The organism is Chloroflexota bacterium, from assembly GCA_020850535.1.
Classification (GTDB): domain Bacteria; phylum Chloroflexota; class UBA6077; order UBA6077; family JACCZL01; genus JADZEM01.
On record JADZEM010000170.1, the window covers coordinates 20,669 to 29,428 of the forward strand.

At 69.1% G+C, this 8,760-nt stretch carries 10 protein-coding genes; 4 read left to right on the forward strand and 6 right to left on the reverse strand.

What is annotated here, in order from left to right; genetic code table 11:
• Positions 1-288: 288 nt before the first annotated feature.
• The 4 genes from IT306_24610 (at position 289) to IT306_24625 (ending at position 5,189) form a co-directional block, all read left to right on the forward strand.
• Positions 289-1,497: an aminotransferase class V-fold PLP-dependent enzyme gene (locus IT306_24610; GenBank protein MCC7371623.1), complete on the forward strand. Its 1,209-nt coding sequence runs from the start codon at positions 289-291 to the stop codon at positions 1,495-1,497.
• Positions 1,494-2,822: a 4Fe-4S dicluster domain-containing protein gene (locus IT306_24615; protein ID MCC7371624.1), complete on the forward strand. Its 1,329-nt coding sequence runs from the start codon at positions 1,494-1,496 to the stop codon at positions 2,820-2,822. Before IT306_24610 ends, IT306_24615 begins: the two co-directional genes overlap by 4 nt.
• Positions 2,823-2,893: 71 nt before the next feature.
• The gene (locus IT306_24620; GenBank protein ID MCC7371625.1) at positions 2,894-3,583 is read left to right on the forward strand and encodes a hypothetical protein; all 690 of its coding nucleotides are present in this window, start codon (positions 2,894-2,896) and stop codon (positions 3,581-3,583) included.
• Positions 3,584-3,653: 70 nt separating this feature from the next.
• Positions 3,654-5,189, forward strand: a complete 1,536-nt coding sequence (locus IT306_24625; protein ID MCC7371626.1) for an FAD-binding oxidoreductase — start codon at positions 3,654-3,656, stop codon at positions 5,187-5,189.
• A gap of 97 nt (positions 5,190-5,286) precedes the next feature.
• Here the strand turns inward: IT306_24625 and IT306_24630 are convergent, their stop codons facing one another.
• The 6 genes from IT306_24630 to IT306_24655 all read right to left on the reverse strand — a co-directional run bounded on the left by IT306_24630 (position 5,287) and on the right by IT306_24655 (position 8,423).
• Complete coding sequence (locus IT306_24630; protein MCC7371627.1) at positions 5,287-5,814, reverse strand: PDZ domain-containing protein; 528 nt, start codon at positions 5,812-5,814, stop codon at positions 5,287-5,289.
• Positions 5,798-6,262, reverse strand: coding sequence for a GIY-YIG nuclease family protein (locus IT306_24635; protein MCC7371628.1), 465 nt, complete (start codon positions 6,260-6,262; stop codon positions 5,798-5,800). Before IT306_24635 ends, IT306_24630 begins: the two co-directional genes overlap by 17 nt.
• A 378-nt stretch (positions 6,263-6,640) precedes the next feature.
• Entirely contained in the window at positions 6,641-6,925 is a 285-nt protein-coding gene (locus IT306_24640; GenBank protein ID MCC7371629.1) for a hypothetical protein, read from the reverse strand.
• Positions 6,885-7,244 carry a hypothetical protein gene (locus IT306_24645; GenBank protein MCC7371630.1) on the reverse strand — a complete coding sequence of 120 codons (360 nt, stop codon included), beginning with the start codon at positions 7,242-7,244 and terminating at the stop codon, positions 6,885-6,887. The genes IT306_24640 and IT306_24645 overlap by 41 nt, the downstream gene beginning before the upstream one ends.
• A complete protein-coding gene (locus IT306_24650) occupies positions 7,244-7,411 on the reverse strand; it encodes a hypothetical protein (GenBank protein ID MCC7371631.1) in 168 nt (55 codons plus the stop codon). The genes IT306_24645 and IT306_24650 overlap by 1 nt, the downstream gene beginning before the upstream one ends.
• Before the next feature lie 196 nt (positions 7,412-7,607).
• Positions 7,608-8,423, reverse strand: a complete 816-nt coding sequence (locus IT306_24655; GenBank protein MCC7371632.1) for an enoyl-CoA hydratase/isomerase family protein — start codon at positions 8,421-8,423, stop codon at positions 7,608-7,610.
• Between the last annotated feature and the right edge of the window lie 337 nt (positions 8,424-8,760).

Below are 8,760 nucleotides of genomic sequence, written 5' to 3' on the forward strand. Positions count from 1 at the left end.
CGGCCGAGGCGACCGTCTTATAGAAGCTGCCAGCGGCGCGCGTCCACGCCCGGGCGGCCCGGCAAAGGCTGGCGGCTCGGGGGCACTCCTACAACTTCGCTACCATCGTTCGGGGAGACGGGCAGCCCGCCCCGTGTGCGACGTATCCTAACGGCCAGCGAACCGCGTCTTCGCACCGCGTCAAGCTGCATCCTTCCTTGACAACTCGTGGCAGGCCGACGCCGACACGCCTCATGCTCCCAGGATCCTGGGCACAGCGACCGTGCCGCGTCCTCAAGAGGTGACACCGTGAGTGGACGACCGTTCCTCCAGATCCCCGGCCCGACGAATGTGCCGGACCGCGTGCTGCGTGCGATGGACCGTGCGGTCATCGACCATCGCGGCCCGGAGTTCGGGGCGCTGGTGCGCGGGCTGCTGCCGGATGTCGCGAAGCTCTTCAGGAGCGAGCAGGGCAAGGTGGTGCTGTACCCGGCCTCGGGGACAGGCGCCTGGGAAGCCGCGCTGGTCAACACGCTGGCGCCCGGGGATCGCGTCCTCTCGTTCAACAACGGCCACTTCAGCACCCTGTTCGCGGAAACCGCCCGCAACCTCGGCATCGAGGTGGACGAGGCGCCGCTGCGCTGGGGCCAGGGTGTCCCGGCGGACCTGGTCGAGGAGAAGCTGCGGGCGGACCGGGGCGGCAGCGGCGCGTACAAGGCCGTGCTGGTCGTCCACAACGAGACGTCCACAGGCGTGACCTCCGACGTGCAGGCGGTGCGGCAGGCGCTCGACGCCACCGGCCACGAGGCGCTGCTGATCGTGGACACCGTCAGCTCGCTGGCCAGCATCGACTTCCGCATGGACGAGTGGAAGGTCGACGTGACGCTGACCGGCAGCCAGAAGGGGCTGATGCTGCCGCCCGGCATGGCGCTGCTGTGCGTCGGGCCGCGCGCCCTGGCCGCCAGCGAGCACGGCGGGAGCCGCCGCAACTTCTGGGACTGGCGGCGGATCATCGCCGACAACGCGACCGGCTTCTACCCGTACACCCCGGCCACGCTCTTGCTGTTCGGCCTGCGCGAAGCCACCACGATGCTGCTGGAAGAGGGGCTGGACAACGTGTTCGGCCGGCATGCGCGCCTGGGCGGTGCGGTGCGGGCTGCCGTGGACGCCTGGGGCTTGAAGAATCTCTGCGAAGACCCGGCCCTGGTCTCGAACAGCCTGACGGCGGTCTGCACGCCGGACGGTATCGACTCGGCGGACGTGATGAAGATCGCCCGCGAGCGCTACGACCTCGCGCTGGGCGTCGGGCTGGGCCGGGTGCGCGGCAAGATCTTCCGCATCGGCCATCTCGGGTCGCTCAACGAGCTGGAAGTCCTCGGGACGCTCGCGGGCGTCGAGATGGCGCTCGCAGAGGCGGGCGTGCCGGTGGAGCTGGGCGCTGGTGTGGCGGCGGCCCAGCGGGCGTTCGTGGCCGGCCAGCAGGCCGTGGCGACCCCGGTGGCCGCCACGAGCCGATGAACGCAACCTCGCCGGTGCGCCTGGAGCTGGACCTGCTCGGCTCCGAGTACGGCAACATGCTCTCCTGCGTCCGCTGTGGGCAGTGCCTGACCTCCTGCCCGACGTACGTCCTGAGCGGGCGCGAGGCCGAGAGCCCGCGCGGCCGGGTGGCGATGGCCCGCGCCGTCCACGATGGCGTGCTGGAGCTGACCCCCGAGCTGTTGCAGCACGAGTCCAACTGCCTGATCTGCGACGCCTGCACGGCGGTCTGCCCGGCCGGCGTCCACATGGACCCGCTCCAGGTCGCCTTCCGCACGGCCGTCGAGCCGCGGACGAAGCGCGGCTGGCGCGAGCGGTTGATTCGGCACGTGGTGTTCCGCAAACTGTTCGCCAACATGGGCCTGTTCCGCCTGTTCGTGCTGGCGCTCTGGCTGTACCAGACGCTCGGGATTCAGAAGCTGGCGCGGGCGCTGGGGATCGTGCGGCTGCTGGGGATGCAGGCGGCCGAGGCGTTCTTGCCGACGGTCTCGCGGCCGTTCCTGGTGCCGAAGGGCGAGCGGTACGCCGCGGAGGTGGCCGCCGGCGGCGGGGCGACGCCTGCCGACGTCGCCCCGACCCCGACCCCGGTCTCGTTCTTCGCCGGCTGCGTGATGTCCACGGCGATGGCCGACATCGACCGCGCCACCATCCGCGTGCTGCAGCGTTCGGGCTGCGACGTGGTCAACACGGCCGGACAGGGCTGCTGCGGCGCGCTCAACGCCCACAGCGGCGACCTTGAGGGCGCGAAGCTGATGGCGCGCGCCAACATCGAGGCGTTCGAGCGTGATGGGGACGCCGCCATCGTGATCAACTCGGCCGGCTGCGGCGCGATGCTCAAGGACTACGGCCACCACTTCCGCGACGATCCAGCGTGGGCCGCCCGCGCGAAGGCGTTCAGCGCCCGCGTCAAGGACGTGACCGAGTTCCTGGCTGGCCGCACGCTGCCGATGCGCCACCCCCTGAACGTGGCGGTGACCTACCAGGAGCCCTGCCACCTCGCGCACGCCCAGCGGATCGTGCAGCCGCCCCGCAAGCTGCTCAACGCCATCCCCGGCCTGGAGCTGCGCGAGATGGCCGAGAGCACGCTCTGCTGCGGCAGCGCCGGCGTCTACAACCTCACCAACCCGAACGAGTCGCGCCAGCTTCAGCAGCGCAAGCTCGATCATGCTGCCGCCACACAGGCCGAGGTCATCGTGACGGCCAATCCTGGCTGCCTCATTCAGCTCCAGAGCGGCCTGGCCGAGCGGAGAGCCAACACGCGGGTCAGGCACCTCGTCGAACTGCTCGACGAGGCAACCGCGCCGTAGCCGCTCGGCATGCTGTGCACCGTACGCGGTTGGCGGACCGCCACATACGACCGGAGGGGAGGCTGTCCCTCATGCCAGCCGTAGCGAATACCCGCGTGCCTGGTCGGACTGCCCTTCAGGGGTGGCTGGCCTGGGTCACGGCCACCGTTGGTGGCGCCAGCCTGGGCATGGTGCTCGGCGCGATTGGCGGCTGGCTGATGATGCTGCCGTTTCTGCTGGTGCCGCCCACGCCCGCCTCGACCAGCCTGATCCCGACCATCGCCCAGTGGCTGAGCAGCACGGTGGTGCTGGCGTTCGTGGCGGCGGGGATCGCGACCGGTCAGGCCATCGTCCTGGAGGTCTGGCTCGGCAGGCGCATTCGCACGCCCTGGATCGTCGCCACGACGGCTGCCTGGCTGGTCGGCGCGCTGGTGACGGGGGCCATCCAGAACTGGCTGCCGGGTATCCTGGCGTTCCTGTTTCTCAAGTTGATCTTCGGTGCGATTGTCGGCGCGGGGCAGCTGGCGGCGTTGAGGCGCGAGCTGCCGGTGTCGAGCCTCTGGATCGCCGTCAGCGCCGTGAGCCTGATGGTGGCCGAGTCGCTCTCGCTGACGGGGATGACCCTCTCGATTCTGATGGTGCCGGCCAGCGCCCTGATCTACGGTGCGCTGAGCGGACCGGGGATCGTCTGGACGGTGCTGGGGCAGCTCCAGGCGCCGGGCGCCGATCTGCCGGTCCCGACGGCATCGACGACGTTCTCGGCGACGGACCTGACGACCTGACACCCTGAAGTCGACCACCTGACACCCTGAAGTCGACCACCTGACACCCTGAAGCCTGGGAGGGGACGCGATGGCGACCAACGGACGCGCGAACGGCCATGCGAGCGGCGCGGCAGGGCGGCCTGACCGTGCGAAGCTCGCGGCCGACCTGCGCGCGCTGCTGAAGCACTCGGACGTGCTCGACCAGCCGGCCGAGCTGCAGACCTACGGCTACGACGCCTCGTTCCTGACCCAGCTCAACCCGATCCCGCCCGACGTGGCGGTCATCGCGCGGGCTGCCGAGGACGTGGCGGCCGTCATGCGCTACGCCGATCAGCACGCGGTCCCGGTGACGCCGCGCGGCGCGGCCAGCGGGCAGACGGCGGCCTCGGTGGCGGTCGAGGGCGGCATCGTGCTGGCGATGAACGCCATGAATCGGGTGCTTGAGGTCGATCTGCCCAACATGCAGGTGATCTGCGAGCCGGGCGTCGTCCACGCAAAGCTCAACGACCAGTTGGCGAAGCACCGGTTGATCTTCCCGCCGGACCCTGGCTCCTCGCGGATGGCGACGGTCGGCGGGATGGCCTCCACCAACGCCCACGGCATGCGCGCCGTCAAGTACGGCCCGACGGCTGCCTGGGTACTGGGCCTCGACATCGTGATGCCGAACGGGGAGATCATCGAGACCGGCTCGGTCGGCTCCCGTGCGAAGCAGTCGTCGGCCGGCCTGGAGCTGACGAAGCTGATCGTCGGGGCTGAGGGCGTCCTCGGCGTCATCACGAAGCTGCGGCTCAAGCTGATGCCGATCCCGCCCGCCAAGGCCATCGTGATGGCCGTCTTCGACGTGCTGGAGAACGCCGGGCAGGCCGTCCAGGTGGTGTTCGGCGGCGGCATCAGCCCGTCAGCGGTCGAGATCCTCGACGAGCGCAGCATCCAGGCAGTCAACATCTACCGTCCGGCGATGGGTCTCCCGAACTGCGAGGCCGTGATCCTCTTCGAGGTGGATGGCAACCCGCCGGGCGTGCGCTGGGACGCCGAGAAGATCACCGAGCTGGTGCGGCCGCTGGCGCGCAGCGTGGACTGGTCAGATGAGCCGAAGCGGATCGCGGCGCTCTGGGAGGCGCGCTCGGTGGTGGGCGCAGCGGTCGGCGTGCTGCGGCCGGGCTCGAACCGGGCCTACTGTGGCGAGGATCTGTGCGTGCCGGTCGGCCGCATCCCCGAGACGCTCCGCGCGATCCAGGACATCAGCAAGCGGCACAACATCCCGATTGCTACCTACGGGCACATCGGCGGCGGTGGGCTGCACCCGGGCCACCTGATCGATGGGCGCGACGCCGACGAGGTCCGGCGCGTGCTGCTGGTGGCGGACGAGATCCACGAGCTAGCGCTCAAGATGGGCGGCACGACGACTGGCGAGCACGGCGTCGGGGTGGCGCGTGCGCCCTACATGGCCCGCGAGCATGGCCCGGCCCTCGACGTGATGAAGCGGATCAAGCAGGCCGTCGATCCGAAGGGGATCATGAACCCGGGCAAGATCTTCGGGGACACGCCGTGGCCGTTCACGGCGGCGCCAGCACCCGGCGTGCCGGTCGGGATGCCGGCCGGCCTGGACGTGGACCACGGGTAGTGGGTCGAGGGGCGAGGATCGTAGGTCGTAGGGCAAGATACCCACGATCCATGATCCGCGACCCATGATCCACGACCCATGATCCACGACCCATGCGTCAGAGGCTCATCCGGAGGCGGGTGCGTCGGCCGTCGCGGCGCAGATCGAAGGCCACCGACTGGCCGGCCTGCAACTGCGCGAGCGCGTTCTCCAGATCGGCACCGGAGCGCACCGGCCGTCCGTTGATCTCGGTCACGAGGTCGCCGACGCGGACGCCGGCTGCCTCGGCGGGCAGGCCTGGGCGCACCGCGTCGACCAGCGCGCCGCCAGAGCCGTCCTTGACGCGCAGTCCGATCTTCGGGGCGGGCGGCGGCGGGGGCGCGTCCTCGGCAGGGGCAGCGTAGCGCGTCGCCAACTGCTCCAGGCGCGGCCGGTCAAACCCGACGATCACCTCGCTGCCGGCCGTGATGACCGGCACCCCCATCTGGCCGGTCCGCTGCATGATCTCGCGCGCGGCGACCGGGTCACGCTCGATATTCTTCTCCTGGAACGGGACGTTCTTCTGCTTCAGGAACTCCTTCGCCCGCACGCACCATGGGCAGGTATTGGTGGTGTAGACGGTAACGGTGTCAGCAGCAACCGTCATGATGGTGACCTCCTTTGGTGAGCGGCGCCAGCGGCCTGCTCACCTGATTGCAACAAGGATGAGGAGCGATTCGTTCCCGCTTCTCGGCGCTCGTCCAATAGAGTGTGGCTGGATCGAGCTTCTCGCGCCAGAGTGCTTCGAGCGCCGTCAGATCCGCGCGGATCTCGGCGTCTGTCTGCTCGGGGCGGATGTCCAGCACTTCGAGGATCTCCAGCGTGAACGCCTCGATGCCGTGCTGCCGGATGTCGGCGTTCAAGCGGTGATCGAGGCCGCCCGTCGTGCCGCTCTTGCCGGCGAATGTCATCTTGCTGCGGACGCTGTTCAGGTTCAACGCCGAGCCGAGCAACGACTTCCCGTTCGTGCCGTTGAGGATGCGGTAGACGCCCGCTTCGGGGTGCGACCGTTTGTATTCGGAGACCAGTTCTCTCCGACGCTCTCTGTCTGCCATGTTGTCCCTCCGTGGGTCGTGGGTCGTGGGTCGTGGGTCGTGGGTCGTGGGTCGTGGGTCGTGGGTCGTGGGTCGTGGAAATGATGTGAAAACATGCAAGCTTCAGTTGTCATCCTGAGCGCAGCGAAGGACCTCACCCGCTGACCGTCAAGGTTGGGAGATCCTTCACGTCGCTCGCAAGCTCGCTCGTTCAGGATGACAGACTCATTGCTGACCGCTGACGCAAATGTCGAGGGGCAGCAGGTGGGTGAGCGTGGACGGCCAGCGGGTGAGGTCCTTCGCTGCGCTCAGGATGACATGGGGAGTTGCGTGCTTGCTATGATGCAGCGGCGCACATCAGCTGCCACGATCTACCACCCACGACCCACGACCCCCTCTCTACACTTCCGCACGGAACGGGTCGGCCGGGCCGGGCCGCACCAGCTTCCAGAGCACGTCGTCAAACGGCGTGCCGTCGTACAGGCGGAAGAGGATCGCGCTGTGCGGCTGACGGGTTGCCGCCAGCGCGAACGTCGTCTGGTCGGGTGGGTTGGTCGCCATGTCGGGTGGGTTGGTCGCCATGATGGCCTCGAACGCCGCGCGGCTGCTCCCCTCGATCTCGGTGTACCTGCCCTGGATCTCGTCAATGTGCCCGCGCGCCCAGGTCTGAAAGCCGGCTGGCATAGTCCACGACGATTCTGTACTCCGGCAGGATGATCTCGAAGCACAGCGTCACCCGCCCGAGCGCCACGATGGCGTCGAGGGTGTGGGCGTACTGCGCGCGGAGGATCTGGCACGCCCGCCGCGCCTGGTACGAGGTGAACGAGCCGCGCGTCGCCAGCGAGGGCAGTCCGTCGGCGTCGGTGTACGAGATCCCGAGCGAGCCGTCCATCTTCTCGTAGGCCACAAACGGCTCGTCGGGAATGGTGACCTCGCGCTCGCCCCAGTTGAAGAACTTGCGGAACGGCCGCCCGGCGATCCTGCCGTCGCGCGTGTCGTACATCAACCCGCGCGAGATCTCCGTCCAGGGGTCCAGTGGCGGGCGAACTGCGTCTTCGGGGTGTAGTTCAGGATCTTGTACGGCACCGTCGGGTGACCGCGGGCCGTGATGTAGTTCTCGGCCACGAGACGTGTCAGCTCGGTGGTGTCGAGGATCTCCTCCAGGTACATGGGTGACTCCAGGTGGTGCGCCTCGGGCAACCGTTGGCGACGGGGCGCGTGGCGGTGCGGACAGGTACAGGACAAAACGTCGTAGATCGCAGGGGCGGGCGTCCGGCGCACGGGAGCCGACGGCGAGGGTGCTCGGAGACTGTCCCGCTCACTGGGAGCCGCGCGGCCGGGCTGTGTGGGGCTGGTGAGCGGCCCTTCAGCCGTTGAAGCGCGGTTGCCGCTTCTCCAGAAAGGCGCGGACGCCCTCGCGGAACTCCGGCGACTCCGAGACCGAGACCCGCTCCATCTCCCAGTCCGTATACGATTGCAAAGTCGGGTCGCGCAGGATCGCCTGGATCGAGCGCTTGGCCCAGCGGACGGAGGTCGGGGCGGCGTCGCGGATCGTCCCCGCCAGCGCGTAGGTATGGGCCTCCAGCGCGTCGCTCGGCACGACCTCGTTGACCAGCCCCATCTGCAACGCTCGCGCGGCCGGGAACCGTTGGCCGGTAAACAGCATCTGGCTGGCGTTGGCCGGCCCGACCGTGGCGACGAGGCGGCGGATGTAGCCCAGCTCCAGCAGGATCCCCATCTTGGCGGAGGGAATCCCGATCTCGGCGCGTTCGTCGGCGATGCGGATGTCGGCCATCAGCGCGACCTCGCAGCCGCCGCCGATGCAGTAGCCGTGGATCATGGCGATCATCGGCTTGGCCGCTGCTTCAAGCGCGCCCAGGCAGGCCTGCACCGTGTCCTGATGGGCTTGTGCACCAGCCTCGGTCGCCCGCGTCGTCTCGAACTCTTTGATGTCCGCGCCGGCGCTGAACGCCCGATGCCCGGCCCCGCGCACCACGACGACGCTGACGGCTGGGTCGGCGTCCGCGGCGGCCACGGCAGCGCCCAGGCCCTGCCAGGTGGCGCTCGACAGGGCGTTGTGCTGCTTCGGTCGGTTGATCGTGACCGTCGCGATGCCCGCGTGCCGGGTGAGCAGCACGACGCCCTCACCGAAGGCGGTCTGGGTGTCGGCGGTCGCGGTCATAGTCGTCCTCGCAGATCGTTGCGATGCTCGTAGGGTGGCCGGGTGAGGCTGGCAGGCTGGCGAGCGCGCTGCCTCGAGCGGGAGATTCTACCGGTTTCGTGCGCCTGCCGGTCCTCCTCTGGCAGCGTCCTCCCAGGGCGATTGCATGTTGATGTCGTCGTGCCGCCGCGTCGGGGCTTGAAAGCCCCGCCTACGATCCTGCAGTCGCTTCGCGACGCTGTAGTCTCACCAGTCCCTGTCCGTGCCCGGTGTCCGTCGCGCAGCGACGGCGTGACTGTAGGCGGGGACTTCAGTCCCCGACCGCCCGTTCCATGATGCTTCGGGGACACCAATGAAC

Coding starts and splice junctions, on each gene's coding strand:
- IT306_24615 (MCC7371624.1), top strand. CDS start 1,494: ATGAACGCAACCTCGCCGGTGCGCCTGGAGCTGGACCTGCTCGGCTCC.
- IT306_24620 (MCC7371625.1), top strand. CDS start 2,894: ATGCCAGCCGTAGCGAATACCCGCGTGCCTGGTCGGACTGCCCTTCAG.
- IT306_24625 (MCC7371626.1), top strand. CDS start 3,654: ATGGCGACCAACGGACGCGCGAACGGCCATGCGAGCGGCGCGGCAGGG.
- IT306_24630 (MCC7371627.1), bottom strand. CDS start 5,814: ATGACGGTTGCTGCTGACACCGTTACCGTCTACACCACCAATACCTGC.
- IT306_24635 (MCC7371628.1), bottom strand. CDS start 6,262: ATGGCAGACAGAGAGCGTCGGAGAGAACTGGTCTCCGAATACAAACGG.
- IT306_24640 (MCC7371629.1), bottom strand. CDS start 6,925: ATGCCAGCCGGCTTTCAGACCTGGGCGCGCGGGCACATTGACGAGATC.
- IT306_24645 (MCC7371630.1), bottom strand. CDS start 7,244: ATGTACGACACGCGCGACGGCAGGATCGCCGGGCGGCCGTTCCGCAAG.
- IT306_24650 (MCC7371631.1), bottom strand. CDS start 7,411: ATGTACCTGGAGGAGATCCTCGACACCACCGAGCTGACACGTCTCGTG.
- IT306_24655 (MCC7371632.1), bottom strand. CDS start 8,423: ATGACCGCGACCGCCGACACCCAGACCGCCTTCGGTGAGGGCGTCGTG.